Origin of the sequence: Glutamicibacter sp. AOP38-B1-38 (assembly GCF_052377485.1) — a bacterium.
Classification (GTDB): Bacteria; Actinomycetota; Actinomycetes; order Actinomycetales; family Micrococcaceae; genus Glutamicibacter.
This window is the reverse complement of sequence record NZ_JBQSWU010000005.1, coordinates 65554-88838: the sequence shown is the minus strand read 5'-3', so window position 1 is coordinate 88838 and position 23285 is coordinate 65554. Positions and strand designations below refer to the sequence as shown.

The 23285-nt window shown below is 57.3% G+C and carries 18 protein-coding genes; 8 read left to right on the top strand and 10 right to left on the bottom strand.

Annotated features, from left to right (window positions below; translation table 11 throughout):
• Nucleotides 1-5 precede the first annotated feature (5 nt).
• From ACT3TP_RS04455 to ACT3TP_RS04445, 3 genes are all read right to left on the bottom strand, one after another.
• Entirely contained in the window at nt 6-1247 is a 1242-nt protein-coding gene (locus ACT3TP_RS04455; RefSeq protein WP_444619524.1) for a CoA transferase, read from the bottom strand.
• A gap of 288 nt (nt 1248-1535) precedes the next feature.
• Nucleotides 1536-2267, bottom strand: coding sequence for a LysM peptidoglycan-binding domain-containing protein (locus ACT3TP_RS04450; protein WP_096289114.1), 732 nt, complete (start codon nt 2265-2267; stop codon nt 1536-1538).
• 210 nt (nt 2268-2477) lie between these two features.
• Complete coding sequence (locus ACT3TP_RS04445) at nt 2478-2693, bottom strand: hypothetical protein (protein WP_444619522.1); 216 nt, start codon at nt 2691-2693, stop codon at nt 2478-2480.
• A gap of 144 nt (nt 2694-2837) precedes the next feature.
• Between ACT3TP_RS04445 and ACT3TP_RS04440 the strand changes: the two genes are divergently transcribed.
• Complete coding sequence (locus ACT3TP_RS04440) at nt 2838-4016, top strand: YihY/virulence factor BrkB family protein (RefSeq protein ID WP_105554182.1); 1179 nt, start codon at nt 2838-2840, stop codon at nt 4014-4016.
• Here the strand turns inward: ACT3TP_RS04440 and ACT3TP_RS04435 are convergent.
• On the bottom strand, nt 3984-4742 hold the full coding sequence (locus tag ACT3TP_RS04435; RefSeq protein ID WP_444619519.1) for a M50 family metallopeptidase: 759 nt from the start codon (nt 4740-4742) through the stop codon (nt 3984-3986). The two genes, ACT3TP_RS04440 and ACT3TP_RS04435, sit on opposite strands and share 33 nt — an antisense overlap.
• Nucleotides 4743-4866: 124 nt before the next feature.
• Between ACT3TP_RS04435 and ACT3TP_RS04430 the strand changes: the two genes are divergently transcribed.
• Both ACT3TP_RS04430 and ACT3TP_RS04425 read left to right on the top strand, forming a co-directional pair.
• Entirely contained in the window at nt 4867-5181 is a 315-nt protein-coding gene (locus ACT3TP_RS04430; RefSeq protein WP_096289120.1) for a hypothetical protein, read from the top strand.
• Nucleotides 5182-5393: 212 nt separating this feature from the next.
• A complete protein-coding gene (locus ACT3TP_RS04425) occupies nt 5394-8717 on the top strand; it encodes a TM0106 family RecB-like putative nuclease (protein WP_444619517.1) in 3324 nt (1107 codons plus the stop codon).
• A 31-nt stretch (nt 8718-8748) separates the two neighbouring features.
• Here the strand turns inward: ACT3TP_RS04425 and ACT3TP_RS04420 are convergent, their stop codons facing one another.
• Complete coding sequence (locus ACT3TP_RS04420) at nt 8749-10014, bottom strand: polysaccharide deacetylase (RefSeq protein WP_444619515.1); 1266 nt, start codon at nt 10012-10014, stop codon at nt 8749-8751.
• A gap of 219 nt (nt 10015-10233) precedes the next feature.
• Between ACT3TP_RS04420 and ACT3TP_RS04415 the strand changes: the two genes are divergently transcribed.
• The 3 genes from ACT3TP_RS04415 to ACT3TP_RS04405 are packed head-to-tail and all read left to right on the top strand — an operon-like array spanning nt 10234 to nt 15719.
• Nucleotides 10234-11700 carry a DUF3375 domain-containing protein gene (locus tag ACT3TP_RS04415; protein ID WP_308727264.1) on the top strand — a complete coding sequence of 489 codons (1467 nt, stop codon included), beginning with the start codon at nt 10234-10236 and terminating at the stop codon, nt 11698-11700.
• Nucleotides 11697-12383, top strand: a complete 687-nt coding sequence (locus ACT3TP_RS04410; RefSeq protein ID WP_096289126.1) for a DUF4194 domain-containing protein — start codon at nt 11697-11699, stop codon at nt 12381-12383. The genes ACT3TP_RS04415 and ACT3TP_RS04410 overlap by 4 nt, the downstream gene beginning before the upstream one ends.
• Before the next feature lie 3 nt (nt 12384-12386).
• Entirely contained in the window at nt 12387-15719 is a 3333-nt protein-coding gene (locus ACT3TP_RS04405; protein ID WP_444619513.1) for an ATP-binding protein, read from the top strand.
• A gap of 116 nt (nt 15720-15835) precedes the next feature.
• On the opposite strand, the gene ACT3TP_RS04400 is transcribed toward ACT3TP_RS04405, so the two are convergent.
• The 4 genes from ACT3TP_RS04400 to ACT3TP_RS04385 all read right to left on the bottom strand — a co-directional run bounded on the left by ACT3TP_RS04400 (nt 15836) and on the right by ACT3TP_RS04385 (nt 20460).
• Nucleotides 15836-18322 (bottom strand): ABC transporter permease, encoded by a 2487-nt coding sequence (locus ACT3TP_RS04400; RefSeq protein WP_444619511.1) that lies wholly within the window; start codon nt 18320-18322, stop codon nt 15836-15838.
• A 4-nt stretch (nt 18323-18326) separates the two neighbouring features.
• Nucleotides 18327-19076: an ABC transporter ATP-binding protein gene (locus ACT3TP_RS04395; RefSeq protein ID WP_096289133.1), complete on the bottom strand. Its 750-nt coding sequence runs from the start codon at nt 19074-19076 to the stop codon at nt 18327-18329.
• A 127-nt stretch (nt 19077-19203) separates the two neighbouring features.
• Nucleotides 19204-20136 (bottom strand): cation diffusion facilitator family transporter, encoded by a 933-nt coding sequence (locus ACT3TP_RS04390; protein WP_096289135.1) that lies wholly within the window; start codon nt 20134-20136, stop codon nt 19204-19206.
• Between the two features lie 3 nt (nt 20137-20139).
• The gene (locus tag ACT3TP_RS04385) at nt 20140-20460 is read right to left on the bottom strand and encodes an ArsR/SmtB family transcription factor (RefSeq protein WP_308727320.1); all 321 of its coding nucleotides are present in this window, start codon (nt 20458-20460) and stop codon (nt 20140-20142) included.
• Between the two features lie 130 nt (nt 20461-20590).
• Here ACT3TP_RS04385 and ACT3TP_RS04380 point away from each other — a divergent pair, with 130 nt between their 5' ends.
• Both ACT3TP_RS04380 and ACT3TP_RS04375 read left to right on the top strand, forming a co-directional pair.
• Nucleotides 20591-21187 carry a DNA-3-methyladenine glycosylase I gene (locus ACT3TP_RS04380; protein ID WP_444619508.1) on the top strand — a complete coding sequence of 199 codons (597 nt, stop codon included), beginning with the start codon at nt 20591-20593 and terminating at the stop codon, nt 21185-21187.
• Nucleotides 21188-22033 carry a DNA-3-methyladenine glycosylase family protein gene (locus ACT3TP_RS04375; RefSeq protein WP_444619506.1) on the top strand — a complete coding sequence of 282 codons (846 nt, stop codon included), beginning with the start codon at nt 21188-21190 and terminating at the stop codon, nt 22031-22033.
• Between the two features lie 352 nt (nt 22034-22385).
• On the opposite strand, the gene ACT3TP_RS04370 is transcribed toward ACT3TP_RS04375, so the two are convergent.
• Complete coding sequence (locus tag ACT3TP_RS04370; protein WP_096289141.1) at nt 22386-23222, bottom strand: siderophore-interacting protein; 837 nt, start codon at nt 23220-23222, stop codon at nt 22386-22388.
• Nucleotides 23223-23285 lie beyond the last annotated feature (63 nt).

The following is a 23285-nucleotide window of genomic DNA, read 5'->3' as shown; positions in this document are numbered from 1 at the left end:
TTCGATTAGCGCCAGACGGGCTCATCTGTGCCGTAGGGAGCCGGCGGCCCTGCATAATCAAGTGCCAGGCCTCCACACGATAGAGCTGGCGGAGCATAGGTCAGTTCTCCGAACGTACTGTTGATCTTGCGCACTGCGGGTTGACCCAGCGGTTCAATGTCCGCAGTTGGCAAGGGCTGCTCCAGCAGTGCCGTAGCCGTGCGAACCAGCGAGAATCTCGCGTGGCCGGTCATTCCCTGGGTTCTTCGCGCAGCCGCCAAGGACACCACGGCCGCAGCCATCCCGTATCCGGTTGCATGATCCAGCGCCTGCACCGGCAATGCGCCCGGTCTGCCCTCGGCGTCCCGGTAGATATCCGCGATACCGCATGCGGCTTGTACGATGCTGTCGAAGCCACGACGCTTTGCGTAGGGGCCGGTGTCACCCCATGCGCACAACTCGACGATGATTAGATTCGGATAGCGTTCGCGTAGCTGCTGAGTCCGCAATTCGTGCGCCGCTAAAGCACCGGGACGGTACCCGAGTAAAACCACGTCTGCTTCGCTCAACAGCTCATGCACGGTGTTTGCCTGCCGCAGATCGCGCAGGTCAATTTCCGTGCTTCGCTTTCCGAATCCGGTTTCTATGTACTGGCCCTGCAGTTCGGGCATTTGCGGAGGATCGACACGTAGGACGTCGGCACCCAACATCGCTAGGGTACGCGAGGAAGTGGGTCCCGCTATGACCCGGGTGAAGTCCAGGACGCGTAGCCCTCGAAGCGGCTTGACTAAGTCTTGAGAATATTTCCACAATCGGCCCTGCGACACCTCGCTCATCGCGAACTCGACCCAAGGTCCGGCGGCAGCCGCTTGCCCCATTGCCGTAGCTTGCCATTGCGCGCGCGTTCGAACCTCTGCCGCGATCCCTCCGCAGGCGGTGATCAGTTCGACGACGTCGCCGGCTTCAACCATCAGAAGAGACTCAGCGAGCCGTTCGGGGCGGTCAATCCTCAAGGCTTGGAGCAGGGCGCGACGGTGATGCGGATAATTCGCGTGCGTGCGTATCCAGCCGTCGCTCGTTTGATAGAACCCAGAACAGGCATCGAACGCATCTCTTCGTTGCCCAGCGATGCGCAAGTGTTTCGTGGAAGCAAAGGCGGCGGCAGCCCTGCGAGCATCGATGGTGAACAAATCTTGGCTGCCGGTCAGCTGATTAACCGCCGCGGCACATAATTCGGTGGAGGCAATCGTTAGCCCCTCAACGTCCAAAGGCCCACCCCACCACCGCCGGGGCCCACTCCAGTTCTTTGCACGCAGAGCTGGAAGCAGCCCACACTGGGCAAATTCGGCATCGAGTGAAGGCACATCTCGGAGCTGGGAGGTACTCATCCCCGCGTGAACTGACTTTTAGGCATGTGGCTAGCGTGCCATTGCGCTCAATCACAGGCAAATGCTGCGGATACCGCGGTGCCTGCCCTGCAGACGCAGGGTTAAACACCTTGAGCTCGTGCCATTACCCAGCTGGGTAATGGCACGAGCTCAAGACCAAAAGCGAAATTAGTTCGCTGGTACGTTCAGGGTCTGACCAACCATGATCAGATCTGGGTCATTCAACTGATCGTCGTTCAGCACGAACAATCCACGCCAGTCCTTGACGCCCAAGCTGTCAGCAATCTTCGCAAGAGTATCGCCGGACTTTACGGTGTAGTCCTTGCCCGAGTCGGTAACCTTGATGTTGAAAACTGGTGCCTGAGGTGCCGCTTCAACGTGTTTGCCAGCGCTTGGCTGCGTGACCTTCTTGGAGCTACCGGTGCGCTCCAACGACTGCGAAGGCGCAGCCTTCTTGGTGGTCTGCTGCTTAGGCGCTGCCTGCTGCTTTGGCGCTGCCTGCTGCTTTGGAGCCTGCTTCTTTGGAGCTTCCGGAGCCGAGTTGCCCGATGGCGTGCCGCTCAGCCCAAGCTTCGCCGAGCAAGCTGGCCACGCACCCCAACCCTGTCCGGCTTGGACCTTGGTGGCGATACGAATCTGCTCGGCCTTCGAAGCCTGGTTAGGCATGCCACTGCCGCCGAATGCCTTCCAAGTCTGAAGCGAGAACTGCAAGCCACCGTAGTAACCGTTGCCGGTGTTGATGGACCAGTTGCCACCGGATTCACACTGTGCAAGCTTGTCCCAGCTGCTAGCCGCGGAAGCCGGCACGGTCGAGGCGACGACTGCGGTGCTTGCTACTGCTACGGCGGCCAAGGTGGCTCCACCGCGACGAATGATGTTTTTGGTCTTCTGCTGGATCATGACTCTCCAGTGCCCTTCCACGCTCAGGCCTTCCTAGGCCATCCCTGTGCACCGCTCTGCGTCGCATTTCGACTTTTTTTGAAGTACTGCCCTGGTGAGCGGTTTGGAAGTCCCGGCAGTAGGTGTTTCCCCATAACACTGCGAGTGTTATCGAAACGTTATAAATGACCATAGCGCACGACCCCGCACCCTACGCAACTCAGGATTCTTTCAGAAACCCCGTAAATACAGGTCAAAACGGCCAAAGAAATTTTTTGGACGATCCCTTTTTTGGGCGATTTCTTCGAAACCACCGCCGAAGTTGTTATCTTTTCTAAGTGGATCTTGCTTGTGCTTTTGTGATACAGCTTTCACCGTTTTCTCGCTGTGTCCTCCACCTAGGTTCACTGCCCGATGGTGCACTAACGAGAAAGTTTGTTTCCTCACCGTTCGCCACCTCCTTGCCTGCCGAGCCGCTGATTGGGAAACTTCGATCCACTTCTAACTGCCGCCTCACCGCACGGTATCTAGGTAGTGTGGGACTCGGAATAACAAGTAGTGTTTCTGCAAAACGGCAGATAAGGGAACCCGATGGCATTTAGCGACCGACTGACCAAGGAACGAGTCAGGGAGGCCTTGAGCTGCTATCCCCGGGCGATGCGAGAATTCTTCCGAATCGACGGGCTAGACGGAGCCGCTTCCCTTTCCTACTATATGGTTCTAGCGATGTTCCCCGGACTGCTGGCACTGATCTCTTTGCTTTCGCTGGTTGGAGCAAGCGAAAGTAGCACTCAATGGATTATGGATCTGATTCGCCAAAGCCTCGCTGCTAGCGGACAGCAAACCGGCGACGCCCAGCAACTAGTCGAAACCGCTGAGCAGCTACTCACCGGCCTCGCGAGCTCAGCCAAGGGCACATTTTGGGCCATTTTGATCGGTTCCCTCGGTGCCCTGTGGAGCACCTCCGGATACGTGACCGCATTCAGCCGGCAAATGAACCGGCTTTTCGGTGTACGCGAAGGTCGTCCACAATGGAAGAGACGCCCGCAAATGTTTGCCATCACCGTGCTGATCATGGTCGTGGCCGTGATTTCTTTGGCACTGCTGGTAACGTCCGGTTCGATCGCACGGGCCATGGGAAATCTTTTCGGACTCGGCGACAGCTTCGTGCTGCTACTGAACATCGCCAAACCGCCAGCCCTATTTGTGATGATCCTGCTGGTTCTTGCCTTGTTGTACCACTTCACCCCGAACGTTAGACGCGTAAAGTTCCATTGGTTTTCCCCAGGAACATTTACGGCTCTGATAGTTCTTGGCCTTTCCGCAGTGGGATTCACCGTCTACCTCGCAAAATTTGCAAGCTACTCGGCCACATACGGAGCGATTGGCGGCGTCATTGTTCTCGTTCTGGCCTGCTGGATCAGCAATATCGCACTCATTATTGGGGCATTGGTAGACATTGAATTTACCCGTCTGCGCCAACTACGAACCGGCCTTGCCTCAGCAGCTGAGGTGCATCTTCCCTTGCGCGACAACACCATGGTGGCTCGCGAACAACTTGCGGTTTACAAGGACTTAGTCCGAGCCCAGGAGATTCGCATCAATCATGGCGGAGATCCATTACAAGATATGGAAATTGACCCGGCCGGACGGACCAAGCGCAAAACAAAGTGGCTGCCGGTTGGCATTGCGGCTGCCACGGCTTGGCTGGTGTCGCGTAGCCGTGCGACTAAAAAGCTAAAACAGCCGAAGAAGACTCTGAACTCCTAAGAATATGCCGGCTCCGCCCAACGCCATGATGACCAACAGCCAAAGCGTGGCAAAGGTCCCGGTGGCGCGGGCAATCAGGTAAGCATCGGATTGCTCAATGTCACGGCGCCGCCAAGTATGAACTGCCAAGACCTTGAGGTAATCACGGATTCCCGAGCAAAGCAGGAATCCGCCAAGGAGCAAGGCCAAATATATGTAAGCACTGGACGGTGCAAAGAAAACGACTCCGAGAGCAACCAAAGCGCTCGCGCTGCACACGACAAATGCTGGCCAGTTACGCACGAAAACTAAGGCAAGCACAAAGAACAACGCGTATATGCCCAAGGCTCTGCCGGCATAGCCGGCGGCAGTGGCCCACAATAATGCAGCCGAGACTAGAAGTGGCGCGGGATAGCCAAAGATCCCAGAAATAATGATCGAGACCTTTCCCCGACCACGGCTGACAACTTCGCCGGAGTGGTCCCAGCCGAGGCGGAGCCCAGTGACGAAGCGCCCGGTGAACAGCGCACTGATTAAATGTCCTAGCTCATGGACCAGAGTGGAGTACATTCCGGTAATTCGCCATACCGGGCGTGGAAGTACCAGCCCAAGGACAAGGACTAATAGGATTGTCCATTGCCCGGAGACGAGATCAACAGGTTGCGATTCCCATAGCCGAGCCCAAGCTCCATTGAGATCTACAATCATGTTCGCTCCAGATGCATTTCGATCGTCGATTTCTCTCATTCTTTCAATCCCTAGCGCATTCCCCGAATTGCCACTTCGACCATGCACCAACTTCTGGGGATGGTCACAGGTGAGAGCAATACGATTAACGGCAGCATACTGTTGTCGTTTTCTGGAGGTTTCCTTGTCTCGCTTAGCTTCTACCGCCATTGCCGTCACCGGATTGACTGGCGGATACGCCACGGGTCGCATCACCAAGAAGCGCCCACTTGCCGCGGTGGTGTTGGCAGCAGCCGGTACCGGGGCATTCTTCATCTGGAAAAAGGATGCCGGAACAGCCAAGGCAATTGCCTTGGTCGGCGCATACCTCACTGCTTTCGGTGCATCGCACCCATTGTCAAAGAAAATCGGAGCTTGGCCAGCGGTCAACACGGTCACCGCCGCGGTGGGTGTTCTTTCGCTAGTTGTCGGCGGCGCGACGAAGCCTTCGCAAGACTAGGCAACGGACATCAATTGGTCGGGGCAGAGTGCTACGTTGACTAGGTAACCACCCAGTCTGCGAAAGGCACCGCCCCCGTGTTCTTCTTTGGTGATCAGTTCGTCTTTTCGGCTAGTGACCTTGCGGTCGCAGTCGACTGTCATTTTCAATCGTTGTGCCTGCTGGATGTAAAACTCGGGCGCCGGGGAAAGACCGAGTCGGCTACCGACGAAATGCTTGTAAGAACCGCGGAGCTCGGAGACGTCCACGAACGAAACGTGCTTGCGGAACTAATTGAGCAATACGGTGACTACGACCCGCAGTCCGGCACCGGCGTCAAACAGCTCCTCACAAGACCCGAACACAATGCTGCGTCCTTGCACGCAGCGCACCGCGAAACCATCCAAACGCTTCGCAGCGGTGCGGACGTCATCTTCCAAGCTACGTTCTTTGACGGCTCTTTTATCGGATTCGCCGATTTCTTGGTTCGCCAGCCCGACGGCAGCTGGGCTGTTTGGGACACCAAACTCGCAAGGCATGCCAGGGTTTCCGCATTGCTTCAAGTTGCCGCCTACGCAGACCAACTGCAAGCCGAAAACATAGCCGTACACCCACAAACAACATTGGTTCTTGGCGACGGTACTCACTCGGTGCACCGAATCGACGAGATCCTCCCGGTGTTCCGCGCTCAGCGCGAACGATTTATCAAGATGGTCGGTGAGCACTCCGCAGCCAATGGCCCGGTGCTCTGGGATTCGGACACTATACGCATTTGTGGCCGTTGTGATTTCTGCGCGGAGCAGGTGAGCATCACACGCGATGTGCTGCTGGTAGCCAATATGTCCATGGTGCAACGTGAGAAGCTTCGTCGACAAGGAATCTTCACTATCGACCAGCTTGCCGCAACGAACGCCAAGGAAGGCACCTCGCTGGCCCGCACGGTCGATCAAGCAAGAATGCAATTGGGTTTGGGACAGGTGGACGGTACCGAGCAGGGGGTGTCCTACCGGGTGAAGTCGTCGCAAACGATATCGACGCTGCCCAACCCCGACCAAGGTGACATATTCTTCGACTTCGAAGGCGACCCGCTATATCAGGAACCCGTCGATAACTCGTGGGGATTGGAATATCTATTCGGGGTCATTGAAAATGATACTGGAGCACCGGTATTCCGCCCCTTTTGGGCACACAGCCGCGCCGAAGAACGACAAGCCTTCTTGGACTTTATTGAGTACGTGCAAGCGCGCCGTCAGCGCTTCCCGAACATGAATATCTACCACTACGCGGCCTATGAAAAAAGTGCACTACGTAAACTCTCACAGGTTCATATTGCAGGAGAAGACGAAGTCGACCAGTGGCTCCGCGACAATCTACTCATTGATCTCTATGAAACGGTACGAAACTCGTTGGTGGTGTCCACCCGTTCGTATTCAATCAAGAAGCTTGAACCGCTATATATGAAAGAGCATCTGCGCTCCGGTGATGTCACCGATGCGGGTGCTTCCGTGGTCGCCTATGCCCACTATGTATCTGCGCTGGCCTCCGGTGCTGATGCGCAGGCAGCGCAGATTCTCGAATCAATCGCTGACTACAATGAATACGATTGCCTGTCGACGCTTCGCTTGCGCGATTGGCTCTTGTCGCTCGTAGACTTCCAGCCACAAAGGCATCCTGATGTAGAGCTTTTGGACGAAGTCCCCGACGAATATGAGCCCACCGAAGAAGAGCTACGGCTCCAAGAATATTTGGCCGGGCTCCCGCACAACCAAGCACTGAGTGACGATGACCGGGCAATCGCCATGGTCGCGGCGGCCACTGGCTACAATCGCCGCGAGAGAAAGCAGTTCTGGTGGGAGCATTTCGACCGGCTCTCCGCACCTATGGACGATTGGTCCGAGGTACGCGGCATCTTCACGGTGGACTCCGCAGAGCTACTTGAAGATTGGCATAAAGCAACCGAACGCGCCCGGACGTTGACCAGAGTCACCAAGCTTTACGGAACTCTGGCCGAAGGATCACTGCTCAGCCCGGGCACCGGGGTCTTTGCCATGTTTGCCGCACCCCTGCCCGAAGGCATGGAAGCAGGCGACGACGCGCTTCGCGGCGGAGCTTTCAACGCCACGGTGGTCGAGGTTGGCGAAGGATGGATTGCCATCGCAGAAAAGACCAGTGGGAAAGTCTCCGAATACGGGTCTTTCCCCGTCGCGCTCACCCCAGGCCAGCCAATAGCCACCAAAAGCATTGACGAAGCATTGGCACAGATCGCCCAAGAGGTCGGTGCCATTGTCCCGGAGCTACCGCAACAGCCTGGCATAGATATTCTGCGTCGAATTCCACCGCGGTTGAAAACTCTAGCTACCCCGACCGCCCCAGCAATAGTGGACGGTAACGCCCAAGTTTATCCTGCCTTGGTGGAAGCCCTGAAGGACCTGGATCATTCTTATCTTGCTGTTCAGGGCCCTCCGGGCACCGGCAAGACCTTTGTCGCTTCGCATGTGATTCACGAATTGGTTAAGGACGGCTGGAAGATTGGAGTCGTCGCCCAATCTCACGCGGTAGTTGAAAACGTTTTGCGCAAGGCCATCGAAGCAGGCGTGCACCCCGATCAGGTTGCGAAGGAAGTCAAGCACAAGGACCCGGTGCCGTGGACTGGTATCAGCGCCGCGGCGATTGACGATGCGATCCGCTCTGCAGACGGTGCGCTAGTTGGCGGCACCGCGTGGACGATGACCGGCAAACGGATCCCGGCCGCGAGTTTGGATTTATTGGTCATCGACGAAGCCGGACAGTTTTCGCTGGCTAACACCTTGGCCGTTTCACGGGCAGCACGTAACCTTCTGCTGCTCGGAGATCCGCAACAGTTACCGCAGGTAACCCAGGGTTCTCATCCCCAGCCTGTGGATGAATCAGCATTGGGCTGGCTATCCGAAGGTCGCCCGGTACTACCGGAGGAATTGGGCTACTTCCTTGCAACATCATGGCGCATGCACCCGCAGCTTTGCGAAAAAGTCTCGGCGTTGAGCTACGACCACAAGTTGTTCTCCGCGAAGGCCGCGGGGCTCCGCGAACTGAGAGGAACAGCCCCTGGCGTTGAGACCCGCATCGTGCAGCACCGTGGGAACACGACCAGCAGTGCCGAAGAAGCCTCAACCATTGCGGGGCTAGTCCGCGAGCATCTGGGAATGCTGTGGAATCCGGGTGGCGGGAAGGAACCGCGGGTACTGGCCGAAGCAGACATTCTTGTCGTGGCCGCCTACAACGCCCAGGTGAATCTGGTGCGCGAGATCCTTGACGGGGAACAGCTTTCCGGGGTGAAGGTCGGCACGGTGGACAAATTCCAGGGTCAAGAAGCACCAGTGGTACTGGTGACAATGGCCTGTTCAAGTGCCGACGATGCTTCACGAGGTATCGATTTCCTGTTGAACCGAAATCGCATCAACGTGGCCATCTCCCGAGGCCAGTGGAAAGCGGTGATCGTGCGTAGCGAGCGACTCACCGACTTCCTGCCATCGAATCCCGCCGCATTGTCGCAACTCGGTGCTTTCATGGCGCTTTAACCATTGGCCGTCCATCGATTCGGCGCGTCTTTCACCGCGCCGAATCGATAACTTCTGCTACGTCAAAGAAGGACTTCAGCACGGGCCGATCCCCGCGTTGCTCTTTGTCGAATTGCAGGCCATCGACGTTTATTCGCATCTGCCGCTGGTAATCATCGCGTTGCTGCATCCATGCGGTGATGGTGCCGTCTACACCGTAGAAGTACATAAACCCTTCCTTCTTCAACAGCTCAAATCGTGCACCCGAGTATGACCCGGTGCGAGCGATATCTGAGCCAAAAGGGTAAATGAACTGATCGGTTTCGCCCAGGATTGGTTCGACTTCGTCCTTCCACAGCTTCATGTCACGTTTGAAACGGCCCAGGCTCACGGTTCCGGTTGCGATATGACCCCATGAATGAGAGGCGAAGACCCACCCTTCCTTTTTCATCGCCTCGGCGATTTTGGTTGCTTCTTCCCGGTCCTTTTTAAGATTCTTACTATCCGGATATTGGCTTTGCGAAGTCCGGTAGCCGAATACACCGTTATAGCCGGTCATGGCGATGATCCCGCGAGCATCCCGGTAGGAAAAATCCGGATGCTCGGCTACAAAGTCATCGAGCACTGTGGTCACGTCGTACGCGCCCACATGCTTCTTACCGTCACCGTCTACATATTCGTTTCGGACGTTGCCCTTCTTATCGAGCACCAGCCGGTCGGCGAAACCATCGCCTTCCATATATTCGTAGTAGCTCAGGTCATCAAGGGATAAGACGATGGGTTTTTTCCCGGCCGGAAGCATAATTTCCCGGTAGCTCATATTTTTCTTCTTATCGAGACCGGCGAAGTCAGCAGGGTTGACCAGCACGAAATCACGGCTGTGCAGCTCTTGGAGGATCGCTTCAAATTCCTTTTGCGTCACCATATAGTCCCGGTAGCCCTGTGCCCTATTGTCTTTATCGAAGGCGCGCTTCGGATCAACAACGAGCGAGTGGAAGAATAAGTGCGGAATCTGGTCGGGGTGTTCCCACGCAGAGGTGCCCTTCTTTTCAGATTCGAGACCCGGAACCAAGTCGTTGAGTTTGGCGCTAGGGTCTTCCTCCGCCAGTTTGATGGCGGCGTTGTAGTCGTACCCGTCGGCAAGTCGATTGATCTGGGCAAGGACGCCTTCTTCGCGTGCAGCTTCATCTGCAGCCTTTTGAGCCTCTACGGCTGCTTGAGACGCGCTACTAGCAGCTATTTCAGGGTCGACTTGGTCACTACAACCGGCCAATGCCAAGACGACTGTGGCCACTACCGCGATCTTGATGTGCTTCACTTCGCATCTCTCTCCTCGTAGCGGCTATCCCCATGGACGCTACGATTTCTCCTTGCCATCACCTTGTTTCCGACCTTACACATACTTATCTGGGGTTTGTACCCTTGGACGCAGTCGGCCGGGCAACAACTTGGCAACACTTTTCACTTCACAATTTCTCACATGAACCTTCAGGCTCGATGGCTTAGAATTGATAGGTTAGGCGTCGAAAGATCAAGGATGTACATGCAGCCCTCGCATCGCGCGAACAGCTTGTGGCTTCAGTCCCAGCAGTTCAGGAGTTCGGCAGCATATCGGCTTCTTACCGCGCAGCCTTGGGCTGTTGCCTTTATCCGATCAGAATTTACTGCGGACAAGCCACGTGTAGCCCTAGAACTTTTCCATGCTTCATTGGATTCGTTCTTGAAGCTCGCTCGCACCAGCGACGAACAGATTCCCCAAACGTATTCCGCCCAAGACTTCGCCGAGGTCTGGGTCAAGCAGGGAATCTTGGCCCGTCCCCTGATCGACGGGCGTTTCGTCTACGAACCGAGCGCACAGACCTTGCGTACCCTGCGTTTCCTCGCAGATTTTTCGGCTGACGACTCGCACCTGAACTCTTCTCGCTTGAATACCTTGCTGTCCTCGCTGGAGTCCTTAGCCCACGAGACAGATCCAGACCCTGAAGCGCGTATTCGTGCCTTGGAGTCACAGATTGCCATGCGGCAAGCGCAGATCAATGAACTGCGCACCGGTGATGCTCCTGCGGTGCTTTCGCGTGCCACCGCGCTGTCCGCGACTCGCTCGGTGCTTGACTTGGCTTCGAGCCTTCCTGCCGACTTCCGCCTAATGCGCGACGGGGTTCAGGAGATGTTGCATTCCCTACGGGAAGGCATCTTGGACGCGTCTACGGCAAAAGGCGTTGCGGTAGGCCAAGTCTTAGAAGCCGACCGCCAGCTCCGTTCAACCGCCGAGGGCGAGACCTTCCGGGGCTTCACGGAGTTCCTCAACTCTCCAGACGCGCAACAGCGTTTCCGCGCCGCACTTTCTGAAGTCCTAGAACGCAACTTCGTGGACGACCTCGATACTCCGGAACGCCAGATTCTGACCAATTTGCTTCGTGAGCTCCGACGTCAGGCAGCAGAAGTCCATACTTCGTACGGAAAGCTCTCCGAATCGCTGCATGCCTTTGTTCAGTCTGAGGACTACCAACAAGCACAGCTTCTGCGCCAGGCGGTACGTAGTGCTGAAGCGGCGATCGTGAAGTCTGTGACGCTCAGGCCACGCAGTGCTTTGGCTCCGCTTGAACTTTTCGCCCCACAGTTCATGACGCTTGCTGGCCTAGGCATCTTTGACCCGTCCGAGCATGTGGCCCCGCCGCCGTTGGCGGCAGCACCGGACTACAGCGCCTCCGATATCGTGCGCACCCCATCCACTCCGCAAGCGAATATGGCTTTCCTCCGTGAGTCGGTAACAAGCAAGCTTGGCCACCGCTCAGAGGATCGGCTCCCGCTCGATGAAATTTTCAATGATCTGCCCGAAGAGCACCGCCATCTGAATACCGTGCGTGCCTTGATCGAAATAGGCCGGACCAACGGCGAATCACTGAGTGAAACGGATTTGATGACCATCACCTTCCGGCAGATTGATGGTTCTGAACGTACAGCAATTCTTCCCGCCCTAACTTTCACGAAGGAGCCGCTATGACCAGCACAAATTCATATGCTGCACCCATCACCGAATCGCTCTTTGAGGGAGACCGCGGCAACTTCTCATTGGAGCTGCGGCAATTACTAGTACGTTTGCTACGCGGCCCCTACCTCGATGGGTCAACCGACCCGGCGGCTTGGCAGCTATTGCTAGACCAGCAGGAAGTAGTAGGAGCCTATGTTTCGGAAATTTTTCTGACCATCTCCATGGACACGGATCGAAAAATTGCGATGCTTACTCCAGCGCAAATCGATCAGGTGCACACCTCTCCGATTGCCCCGCGCCGCGCCTTGAAGCGCGACGAAACCTTGCTCGCGCTACGCCTGCGCCTACTGCTGGAACAGCATTCCGGCACCGGAACCGACGCAGTCCTTTCACGAAGCGCCATGCATGAGATCTTGGCCGAACATCGTAGTCCCTCCGATCGCGATGACAAACGCTTTGCCGAATCCTGTGACGCGGCAATTGCCCGGCTGAATTCCCTGCGCTTGCTCACCGGCACGGAATTAGCCGACGAATTCAGGATTTCTCCGGCCCTAGCGATGGCCCTGCCCATTTCACGAATCGAAGATATTCCCCAATATATCGCTGCGATCGATGCAAACGAATCGACGCTGAATCTGTCCGCCGACACTTCCGAAGAACTGTCCCTGGATTCAACCGACCTGGTGCAGGAGTAGCCGATGAGTATAGAAATGACCCTCCCGCTCGGTGGCGCCCTCAACCCGGGACAGCATCGGCTCTGCCGGATCCAGATCGTTAACTGGGGCACTTTCCACGGCCTGCACAACCTTGAAATTGATCGCGCTGGAACGCTGGTCACCGGACACCCCGGCGTGGGTAAGTCGACCTTGTTTGATGCCATGGGGCACATCTTCTTTGCGACCCCCAAGCTCAACGAGTCTGCAAACGATGCCGCAACTCGCGCCGATCGCCGCACCACCTTCTCCTACCTGCGTGGCCGCAAGTTCAAGACCAGCTCGGGCACCGTCTATCAGCGCCCCGGCGCTACATGGAGCGCCATCTTGCTGGGCTACGAGGATGGCCTGGGCAACACCGTCAGCATTGGCGCGGTTTTCGACCTGCCAGACGCAGGGTTAGAGAATCAGGTGTCCAAGCATTATCTGCTCAGTGAAGGCGCGCTGGATATTGCGGAGCTTGAACATCATGGGCCACGACGTTTTACCGTGTCTTCGCTGTCCAAGTCTTTGGAACCAACCGAGGCATTTGATACGCACAAGGCCTTCATCGAACGTGTCCGCCGCCGCCTTGGGGTGGAAAGCGACAAGGCTTTTGCCTTGCTTCGCACCTTGCAAAACGGCAAAGGGTTGGCGAAGGGTGTCAACCAGTTTTTCCGTCACGAGGTGTTGGAAGAACCCACCACGCTGAAAGCGGCAGCGGCGGCGGTGGAGGACTTCGCCCATCTGCGCGGCATCTACCGTCAATTGGATACGGCGCGCGCACAGCGCGATGTGCTGGCCCAGGTTCCAGAGCAGGATCAGGTTTATCGAACGCTCGCCCAACGCATCGGCGAGACCGAACAGCTGCTCAATAGCGATCTGCAGCAACTCGATGCCAAGGTCCGCCAGCATATTCTGCGCAACGACTTGCACCGTCATCAACGCGAACTAGCCGAGCTCAAGGAACAAGAAGCTGACATTCTGGCGCGCAAGAGCCGGACCGAGGGACAGCTTCAGTCGCTCGCGGCGGCCCACGATTCCGCTGGTTCAGCCTCGCTGATGCTACTAGAGCGTGAGGCGGATGCGGCACGCAAGGCACTTTCGGAAAAGGAATCCGCGTTACGCGCGTTGCAGGAACAGGCGACCGCTGCCGGCTTGAACTTCGAGTTCAGCGCCACCGGGCTCGATGAGCTGCGCGGGAATGCCGCCCGGACCATGCAACAGCTGGCTTCCATCACCAAGGATGCGCAGACGGTTGAGTACGAGGCCATGGCCTCGCTGATGGCGCTGCGCAAGCGTGCAGAAGCATTGGACGAGCAGATTCATTCCTACCAGCGCCGTGGCACGAATATCGATGACCGTTCAGTGGCAGCACGCAGAGCCATCGCATCGGCTTGTTCCTTGAGCGAAGAGCAGTTGCCCTTCGCTGGCGAACTGATGGATGTGGCCGCTGACTCGGCCATCTGGCGGCTGGCTGCCGAAAAGGCATTGCGCTCGCTGGCTCGCACCATTTTGGTGCCAGGCGAATTCCTCACCCAGGTAACGCACGCAATTGACGAACTCGACGGATTGGGTCGAGTACGTTGGGTCGATACGTCGGTCAAACCACGCGAAGCAGAAGCCGGACCGGCCGATTTGGTCAGCAAACTCGACTTTGCTTCAGGTGAAGCGGGAACCTGGCTGCGCACCAAGATCACCGCCGATTATCCGCTGGTCTGTGTGGAGAATGACGCGGCGATGCATGTGCATCCCAAGGCCATCACTCCCGCAGGAACCATCAAATCCGGTGCGGGTAGCTTTGAACGCGATACCCGCAGCGTCCCGGCCTCTGATTATCTGCTTGGTTTCACCAACGAATCCAAAATTTCGGAATTGCAGAACAAAGCCGAACGCCTCAAGGAACAGATCCTGAAAGCCCAGGATGCCGCCGATGAACGGACGGCAGCAAAAAACCAAGTCGTTGCGAAGTCTCAGCTGCTTGCGGCCATCGTTGCCGACGAACGCAATTTTGCCCAGCTAGATGCTTCAGCTGCGCTAGATTCCCTGCGTCGCAGCGAGCAGAAGCTCGGCGACGCACTGGTGCTTTCGGGCGATTCTTCGAAAATTCGCCAGCAGATCGAAAACGCAAAGGCAGATTCTGAGCAGTTGGTTGGCGACCTCGCGTTGGTGCGCTCGCGTATTGATGATCTAGAGCTACAGAACGAACGTGCGCAGAAAGTGCTCGCAACCACCGAAGATGAGGATGCAAACGGCAACTGGGTCTCCGCTGTCCCTACTCATCTGCGTCACCATGCGATCCTTGGCCCGATTTTGGAACAGGTGGCTGCGGGCGATTGCCCGCCAGTAGATTCCATTGGCGAAGCCTTCGCCGAGGTCAAGGTGCAGCTAGGCGGCCAGCTCAACGATTTCTCCTCGCAACGCCATGAAGTAGGTGGGGCGCTAAGCGACACCTTCAAACGCTTTGCCCGAGAATTCGGTACCTCGCACGCGCAGACGCACGGAACAACTCCGGAAGCCGCCGAGCACTATGCCAAACTGCATGGTCAGATCGTTGCAGACGGATTGCCCCACCACGAAGCACAGTTCCGCGAGTACTTTGCCAACCGTTCCTACGAACGCTTCAGCGACCTGTTGCAGCTGCTTGACGAGGAACGCCGGATGATTTCCGAGCGAATCAAACCGCTAAACCAGATCCTTGCCGATGTCACCTTCGAACATGGCTCGATGCTGCGGTTGGAAGTTGAAAACTCGATTCCCGTTGAGGCTGGAACCTTCCGCAAGGAACTGAAGGCGGCATTAAATGACGCCTACACCACCAAGGAAGAAAGTACCCTGGCGAAGTCCTACCAGGCACTTGAAGCCCTAGTTTCCGCACTGAGCGATCCAGGCTTGAACGCCTGGCGGTCTACCGTGCTGGATGTTCGGCAACACGTGGTGATTAGCTGCAATGAGCACAAGCCGAACGGAGAGGTGGAGACCGGCCTGGAACCTGGCACGCTATCCGGTGGTGAGGGCCAGCGCTTCACGTCCTTCATCATGGGCGCAGCCCTGGCCTATCAGTTGGGCTTTGCCTCGGCGGGTTTCACTTCCTACGGCACCGTGATGATTGACGAAGCGTTCATCCAAGCGAACTCCGAATATGCGGCAGCTGGCATCCGTGCGCTGCAGGAGTTCGGTTTCCATCTGGTTCTGGCGGCGCCGGAAGACAAGATCGATTTGAGCCACCACCTGGGTTCCATTATCGATATCATCAAGCATCCGGGATCTAATATCTCCGGCTTCGTCACTACTGGTCGCTCCCCGGCGCTGGCCACCACCATTACGCTGCGTGGTTAGCGCGGCAAGACAACAGGCAGCACCCAGCCCTGCTCCCAGGAGCATTTCGGCAAATTAAACACGACGGGGTCGGAATAGTTGCTCATCAACTATTCCGACCCTTGCCGCATCATCAATTACTCGGTAGCGAGCCCCTCCACCGGAGATAGCTTCGCCGCACGACGTCCTGGTGTAATCGAAGCAAGCAACGCTGCCAGGAGGCTCACCAGCAGAACCGCCGCCAGCTGCAGCCATGGGATCTCGTAGCTCATACTTCCCACGCTGGACAAGGCGCTGTGCGCACCGAGCAATCCGTAGACCGCGCCGAGAATGAGTCCCAGTAAGGCTGCCACGCCACCGATCAGCACCGCCTCCGTGGCAAGCATGGAACGCAACTGCTTCTTCTTCAGCCCCAATGCGCGCAGCAGGGCGTTTTCCCGGGTGCGTTCGAGCACCGACAGGCTCAACGTGTTGGCCACGCCGATCAATGCGATCAGCACGGCTACGGCAAGCAGACCCGAAACGATCATCAGCAACACGTCGATAATCTGGGAGAACATTGCCTTCTCCGTCACGCCGCCGGAAATCATCGAATTTTCAACACCCGCGACATCCGCAATGGATTCCACCAGCTCAGTGACCGCCCCATTGGAGAGCGACGGATCAACCTTGATCGCTACCCCGGACATCCCCTCCTTGTCGGAGATGCCTAGTTTGGCTGCGGTGTTTTCGGTCAATGTGTTCGAAACGAAGCTTGCCGAAGTAGTTCTGAGCTTCACCGGCTGACCGTTGACCGTCGCGTGGTCCGCCTCGATCTGCCACCAGGTCGAAAGCAATTCGCCATCTCGTGGAACGATCTGCTCGTCATGGACTACCGATGCGTACGACTCCGGGTCGACAACCATCGCGTACTCTTCGCTCGAGGAACCGTCGGGGAATTCGGTGGCAACGGTGCGCATGGTGTACGCCGACACGCTTTCAATGCCCTCCAGCTCGGCGAGCTTAGGCGCCACGGAGTCACTAGTCAAAGTGTCTTGAGCCACCGTCAAGTCGATCGGGTATTCGCCGCTGATGCTCCCATTCAAGGTGGCCTTGGCACTCTGCCCGCCGACCATGATCATCGAGACTAGCGTGACGCCGATCAGCAGCGCGGTGGCAGTAGCGGTGGTGCGTCCGGGGTTTCGAACGGCGTTGAGCGAAGCCAGCCTGCCAGCCACCGAGCGACCGGTCAGCAGCTTGCCGATACCGAACACCGTGGCCGGAACAAACAACGAGGCCAGCATCAAAATGCCGGGGAAGGACAACAGCCCACCGGCGAAGGCAATCAGCAGCTCGGAATTGAGTGCTCCATAGGCTAGCAAGGCTGCGCCTGCGAGCGTCAGCAGCGAGCCGAAGATGATGCGTACGAGGCCTGCACGGTTCTTGACGCTGGCCGCATCAAATGGGCGCAAGGCGGCAAGCGGGGCCAGGCTCATGGCTCGACGCGCCGGCAGCCAGGCAGCCAGAACCGTCATCACGATACCGACGGCCAAAGGAATAATGATGCCGCGAGCATCCACGGCCAAAGTTGCGTAGGACATTTCAGGTACTAGATTTCGCAGCAGCTGAATCAGGCCTGCCATCAGTGCCACGGCCAGAGCTACACCCACCACCGAAGCGATAACGCCGATCAGCAGCGCTTCGATCAGCACCGAGCTGCGGATCTGTGCGCGTTTGGCACCCAGGGTGCGCAAGAGCGCCAGCTCGCGGGTGCGTTGCGCGATGACTACCGAGAAGGTATTCATCACCACCAGACCGGTGACTATCAGCGCGACCAAGGCAAAGACCAGCAAGATGATGGTCAGCTGATCGGTTCCTCCGGTCATGCTTGCCACGTCGTCGAGCACCTGTTCGTCGGCGGTGTTGACCACCACATCGACCAAGTCCTTGCCATGGAAATACTCGGCCACTGCGGCTTGGGTTTGAGCGACGTCCTTCTCTGCATCGATCACCAGCCTGTTCAGCTGGGCATTCTCGCCTGCAAAGCGTTCCCAAGCGTCTTCTTGCATGGCGAGCTGGGCGAAGGAGGAAGACATCGGATCGGTGGTAGTCTCCACGATTCCGACGACTTTCAATTCACGCATCTTCGCGTTATCCTCCATGCTCGACAACGCGACGGTGTCGGCAACTGAGAGGCCCATCTGCTCGGCATGCTCCTGGTCGATCACGACCTCATCGGCGCCCAGCGGGGCACGTCCCTCGAGCATCGACATACCCGAGAGCTTATTTTCTGCGGAGATGGGTTGCAGCATTACGGTGTAGCCGTTGTCGCCGGTACGCAATGCTGCGCCCATGACTCCGTCGCCATAAACGCCTGAGACTTCGGGAAGATCACGGATTTCACGGACCGTATCCATGCTCAGCATGCTCGTGTCGCGATCGTTGGGTGTTAGCTCCCAATCGGCCGAGGCCACCAGGTCGGCGTTCTTATATGAGTCGCCCAAGCTATTCTTTAGCGTTGCACGCGTAGAGGAATCCACCGCGAGGGTGGCGCCAAGGAAGGCCGTGCCAATGGCGACGGCCAGGAGCACGGCGATATACCGTCGCGCATAAGTTTTAATGTTCGCTATTGCTACCTGAAGCATGATCCTACTCCGCTAGGGAGGCGAGAGCCTCAGTGACGCTGGCTACGGTGGGGTCTTCGAGCGAACCGACGAGGTTTCCATCCTTCATCAGCAATACGGTGTCCGCGTAGGATGCTGCAGCCGGATCGTGGGTGACCATGATGATGGTCTGTCCCATTTCGCGGGTGGAGGTGCGCATCAAGGAGAGCACTTCAGCACCGGTTCGAGAGTCCAAGTTGCCGGTCGGCTCATCGCCGAAGACGACTTCAGGGCGGGTGAGCAATGCACGAGCTACGGCTACGCGCTGCTGCTGTCCACCGGAAAGCTCGTGTGGTTTGTGCGTCAGCCGGTCACGCAGACCCAACGAATCGATGACGACGTTGAACCATTCACGGTCGTGCTTCTTGCCGGCTAAGGACAGCGGCAGCAAGATGTTGTCCCTGGCATTTAATGTTGGAACAAGGTTGAAGGATTGGAACACGAAGCCGATCTGCTCGCGGCGCATAGTGGTCAGCTGGTCATCGTTGAGTTCGGTAAGGTTCTTGCCACCGATGATGATTTCGCCAGAATCGGCGTTGTCCAAGCCCGCCAAGCAGTGCATCAGGGTCGACTTGCCAGAACCTGAGGGTCCCATGATTGCGGTGAAACGGGAACGGGCAAAGGCCACATCCACTCCGCGCAAAGCTTCGACTCGGGTGCTGTCACGACCGTAGCTCTTGCTTAGTCCTCGCGCTTGGACTGCATAGTCGGTTACCTGCTGTGTTTCAGTTGTCATGCATCAATTATATAAAGCTCCTAGCCAATTGAGGATCGGTCAGAAGGTTTGCATCTACGCTGCGGGAGTCATACCACGGGATGAGAGAGCCTCCCGGTACCCTCATCCCGTGCACGGTCACGAACGCCTAGCACTGCGAATGGTAGTCCGAGTCGCGGTGGCTTCGGGGTTCGATCTGGAAGGTTGAATGCTCGATGCTGACCTCAAAATGATCCGCCACGCACTGTTGAAGTTCACGCAGCAGTTGACCGGCCGCACCGGCCGTGAACATGTGGTCCTCGGCGACAATATGCGCGGTGAGCACCGGAAGGTTCGAGGCAATTTGACTGGCGTGCAGGTCGTGAACGGCGATCACGCCCGCTTGTTCTTCCAAGTGCCGGCGTACCGATTCAAGGTCCAACCCACGGGGCGTTGATTCGAGCAAGATATGCGTCGTCTCCCCCAGAAGCTTCACGGCGCGTGGCACGATCAGCGCGGCAATGACGAGCGCTGCGACCGAGTCCGCGCTCGCCCATCCGGTGAAATGGATTGTCAGCGCGGCAATAATGACCGCTACGGATCCCAGTGCGTCATTCATGACCTCGAGGAACGCAGCGCGCATGTTCAGATTGGCCTCGCGCCCCGCGGAGATGATCCACATGGCTAGGAGATTTCCGGCCAAGCCGACGATACCGAAGATCAGGAGGCCTTCGGCGTGCACCTCTGCCGGTACAAAAAGGCGACGAACCGCGTCGATGGCCGCGTAGATGCCGACGGCGAGCAACAGTGCGGATTGTAAGGTCGCGGAGAGCACCTCGGCGCGGCGGAACCCCCAGGTGCGTTTGAGTGTGGGCTTGCGCTGAATCAGATTGGCTGCGGTCAACGCAAGCAAGAGCCCCACCGAGTCGGTCAGCATATGGGCCGCGTCGACGAGCAAAGCCAGCGAGTTGGTAACTAGCGCGCCAATAATCTCCGCGAGCAAGATACTCACGGTAATCGCAAATGCCCATGCCAGCCTGGTGCGGTTCACATTTGAGTGGTCATGTTCATGGCCATGGCCAGAAGTGTGCTCATGCCCCATGCCCTAGGCCTCCAGAGATTGGTGCGGGTGAGCTTCGTGCCATCGATGACCGCTGGCGCTGGAACTTGCCAACTTCTCTGCTTGGGTGAGAATCATTGTCAGTTGCGTGGTCTCAGTAAGGGAATAGAGGCTTGCACGTCCCTGCGTGCGCACGGAAACGAGATCGCTTTCGCGGAGGCAAGCCAGATGAGCGCTGACGGTGCTTTGCGCTAGCCCAAGGTGTTCGGTCAGCTCTTTGACCTTGTGTTCACCTGTTTTGAGATGCACCAGGATGAGCAACCGCGTGGGGTCAGCTAGGGCGTGGAACAACGCTGCCATTTTCATGCGTTGAGTTGCTCCAAGCTTTGCATCGACAAAAGACTCTATTATCGCCATATGACGATAATAGCTCGAGCTTCTGCAAATGGCCGTTTATGACTCTGCGTCCTCGATACGCAAGTGGCATGATGATTTCATGAGTGAAGATTTAGTTATTGGTGCAGACGGGTTGGCCCGCCCGCAGTGGGCCGCAAGGAACGCGCTGCTGCGCGAGTACTACGACACCGAATGGGGCATGCCTGTCACCGGGGAACAAGCCCTGTTTGAACGACTCAGCCTAGAGGGCTTCCAGTCGGGTTTATCGTGGGCCACAATTCTGGCCAAGCGCGAAAACTTCCGCTCCGCCTTTCAGGGATTCGACCCGCAGTTGGTCTCGGCCTACGGTGAGCAGGATTACGAGCGGCTCATGGACGATGCCGGTATAGTCAGAAATAAACTCAAGATTCGGGCAACCATCGCCAACGCTCAGGCGACGCTCGCATTGCGTGACGATGGAGGCCTGTCCCAGCTGATCTGGTCTTTCAAACCTGAAAGCACCCCGTTCCCACGCACCTTGGCTGAAATTCCCACGCAGAGCCCGGAGTCCAGCGCGCTGGCCAAATACCTCAAAAAGCGTGGCTTTAAGTTCGTTGGCCCAACGACCATGTTCGCGCTAATGGAGGCTATTGGGATCGTTAATACGCACCTAGTCGGCTCACATCGCCGCGGCACCTCTGGCGTCTGGCCAGCCTAGATGAAGTTCACGGTTCCAGTGGACGGAGTTCTGGATGCCTCGCACGCACTCTCGGTCCTGGCTATCCATTCATTGCCGAATCAGGAGCGGCTGGATCGCGAAGCGTCGAGCGTCGTCCGCGTGCTACGCATCGATGATCAGCTCCACGAACTCAAAATACTGCTCGGCACCCACGAGGCCACGGTGCACACGCAAGCCCCAGAATCGCTGCACCCCAGACTCGCCAAGATCATTAGCACCTGGCTAGGCCTAGCTGACTCGAATGAGCTCAGTTATCAGCAACTGGCCACCATCAGTGCCCTGCAGCCAGCATTGGACAACTTCCCGAACCTGCGGCTTATCAGCTACCCGGACCTCTTTGAGGCGCTCGCCACGACAGTTCTAGGGCAACAGATCTCAACGAGCGCAGCCCGAACCCTCGCCACCCGATTCGTCGAAGCGCTCGGAGAACTTCACGCCTGCGGACTGCGGGCGTTCCCCGATGCGCACGCCACCGCGCAACTAACCGCCGAAGAACTCCAGCAGGTGATCCGCTGCCCGCTTTCCCGCGCAGAGACGCTTCTCCGGGTCACCACGTGGTTTATTCACACCGGTGGGCGTCTAGCCGAAAACCATGATGAGTTCCTCAGCAGCCTGCTCGCCCTGAAAGGCGTTGGCCCCTGGACACGGGACTATGTTGCATTGCGTGGCTTACGTCAGAAGTCCATATTCTTGGATACGGACTTAGTAGTGAAACGGGCCATGCGCCAGTTGCGCATCCCAGACATTGAATGCCTTCAGCTTCCAGAAGGCGCTAGATCACTGGCCACCGTCTTGTTGTGGGCCTTCGAAGCAAACAAAAATTGAGACGCACCGACAGATTCTAAGCCGATACGTCTCAATTTTGCGGTTCGGCTGATTGAGCAAGCCAGCTGATCCCCTGTTTACAATTTTCCCGGTACCGCTGGCAACTACTGCATGGTGAGTAAGCCACGTGGTAGCAACCGAACGATCCCCGTCGATCAAATTGCTTGCCTTCCCCGTCCACACACGGGGTAGGCATTGACCTCAGCTTACGGCAAATTCAGCCAATAACGTCAAGCATCAATGATCATATTTCCGATTATTAAGCTTAGGGGTGCCTAATTAACCGAACTTGCAGTTCACGGATCATTTGCACTGCAGGCCCAAGGCTCCGTCCAGGCCAATTGCGTTCGGGCTACTCGTTGAATATTTGCCCCACGGGCGTCCGCTTTTCAGCTTGGAATACATCTTCCGCGCGGCCAAAAGCCCAGTAGGCCGACAGCGACATATCCCGACGGTCCACGCCACGCTCGTCATAGAAATAGGAGCGCAGTGCCTTCATCACCTCACGCTCGCCATGCGCGAAAACTTGCACCCGTCCGCCCGGCCAAGGGTGCTGGCGCACTGCCGACTCAAGGGTTGAGGCCTCCGGGGTAAACGCCGCGCCGCGATGGATCCAGCGGATATCAACACCACGGGGTGCGCGCATTTCAATTTCGTCCCCTGCGCCTTCGACCTCTATGAGCACCTGCCCCACCATGTCTTCACGCATGGCCTCGAGCGATGCCGCGATCGCAGGAATCGCAGTCTCATCACCTACGAGGAGGTGGAAATCGAATTCGCCCTTGGGCTCATACATGCCACCGGGGCCCGAGAAGCAGACAGAGTCGCCGATCTTCGCATCACGCGCCCACGGTCCGGCCAGCCCATCGCTTCCATGGACGACAAAGTCAACTTCAATAGTGCCCGCGGCCGCATCGGAACGGCGCACCGTATACGTCCGGCGCACCGGCATATCTTCTCCGGGCAGCCGTTCGCGCAATTCATCCATGTCGTAGGGTAGCGTCAAGCCCAGCTCCGGCTTGGCGAAAAGTATCTTGATGTAACGGTCTGTCGCTGATTTGTCGACGAAATTCTCAAACCCAGGGCCACCAAAGGTGAGGCGAACCAGGTGTTCCGAAATTTGCTGCCGCTTAACAACCTGCAAAACAACTTGCGGGCGCACCGGGCGCCCACCCTCTGCTCGTGCCACAAAAACACTTCCTAACTGAATAAGACTAGATAGACCTACCCTAATTCATTTACAGCCCACCAG

What these genes read in the sequence shown, in the direction of transcription:
- ACT3TP_RS04410 (WP_096289126.1), top strand. Translation starts at nt 11,697, where the DNA reads ATGACCAGCACAAATTCATATGCTGCACCCATCACCGAATCGCTCTTT.
- ACT3TP_RS04375 (WP_444619506.1), top strand. Translation starts at nt 21,188, where the DNA reads ATGAAGTTCACGGTTCCAGTGGACGGAGTTCTGGATGCCTCGCACGCA.
- ACT3TP_RS04400 (WP_444619511.1), bottom strand. Translation starts at nt 18,322, where the DNA reads ATGCTTCAGGTAGCAATAGCGAACATTAAAACTTATGCGCGACGGTAT.
- ACT3TP_RS04435 (WP_444619519.1), bottom strand. Translation starts at nt 4,742, where the DNA reads ATGAGAGAAATCGACGATCGAAATGCATCTGGAGCGAACATGATTGTA.
- ACT3TP_RS04390 (WP_096289135.1), bottom strand. Translation starts at nt 20,136, where the DNA reads ATGGGGCATGAGCACACTTCTGGCCATGGCCATGAACATGACCACTCA.
- ACT3TP_RS04405 (WP_444619513.1), top strand. Translation starts at nt 12,387, where the DNA reads ATGAGTATAGAAATGACCCTCCCGCTCGGTGGCGCCCTCAACCCGGGA.
- ACT3TP_RS04415 (WP_308727264.1), top strand. Translation starts at nt 10,234, where the DNA reads ATGTACATGCAGCCCTCGCATCGCGCGAACAGCTTGTGGCTTCAGTCC.
- ACT3TP_RS04440 (WP_105554182.1), top strand. Translation starts at nt 2,838, where the DNA reads ATGGCATTTAGCGACCGACTGACCAAGGAACGAGTCAGGGAGGCCTTG.
- ACT3TP_RS04395 (WP_096289133.1), bottom strand. Translation starts at nt 19,076, where the DNA reads ATGACAACTGAAACACAGCAGGTAACCGACTATGCAGTCCAAGCGCGA.
- ACT3TP_RS04380 (WP_444619508.1), top strand. Translation starts at nt 20,591, where the DNA reads ATGAGTGAAGATTTAGTTATTGGTGCAGACGGGTTGGCCCGCCCGCAG.
- ACT3TP_RS04385 (WP_308727320.1), bottom strand. Translation starts at nt 20,460, where the DNA reads ATGAAAATGGCAGCGTTGTTCCACGCCCTAGCTGACCCCACGCGGTTG.
- ACT3TP_RS04450 (WP_096289114.1), bottom strand. Translation starts at nt 2,267, where the DNA reads ATGATCCAGCAGAAGACCAAAAACATCATTCGTCGCGGTGGAGCCACC.
- ACT3TP_RS04425 (WP_444619517.1), top strand. Translation starts at nt 5,394, where the DNA reads ATGCTTGTAAGAACCGCGGAGCTCGGAGACGTCCACGAACGAAACGTG.